Origin of the sequence: Pseudomonas agronomica (assembly GCF_025917275.1) — a bacterium.
In the GTDB taxonomy this organism is placed as follows: Bacteria; Pseudomonadota; Gammaproteobacteria; order Pseudomonadales; family Pseudomonadaceae; genus Aquipseudomonas; species Aquipseudomonas agronomica.
The window spans coordinates 1-443 of record NZ_JAOSHO010001054.1; the positions used below are offsets into that span (position 1 = coordinate 1).

At 61.6% G+C, this 443-nt stretch carries 1 protein-coding gene; it reads left to right on the forward strand.

All coding sequences use genetic code 11. The features are described 5' to 3' along the window. The coding region (locus OC610_RS28860; protein ID WP_264433221.1) for a mechanosensitive ion channel family protein at positions 1–443 on the forward strand (443 nt) is incomplete at both ends.

Here is a 443-nt window from a genome sequence, read left to right on the forward strand (position 1 = left end):
TGATCGACCGTTCGCCGCTGTTGCTGCTGTCGGGCCTGGGTGCGATGTCGGCGGTGATCCTGTTGGTCTACAAGGACACGCTGCTGTCGTTCGTCGCCAGCGTGCAGTTGACCAGCAATGACATGCTGCGGGTCGGCGACTGGATCGAAATGCCGCAAGTGGGCGCCGACGGTGATGTGGTGGACATCACGCTGCACACGGTCAAGGTGCAGAACTTCGACAAGACCATCGTCTCGATCCCGACCTGGCGGTTGATGTCCGAGTCGTTCAAGAACTGGCGCGGCATGCAGCAATCCGGCGGACGACGGATCAAGCGCAGCCTGTTCATCGATGCCAGCGGCGTGCGTTTCCTGCATGACGACGAAGAGCAGCGCCTGTCCCAGGTTCGCCTGCTGACCGACTACATGGGCCGCAAGCAGGCCGAACTCAAGGCCTGGAACGAA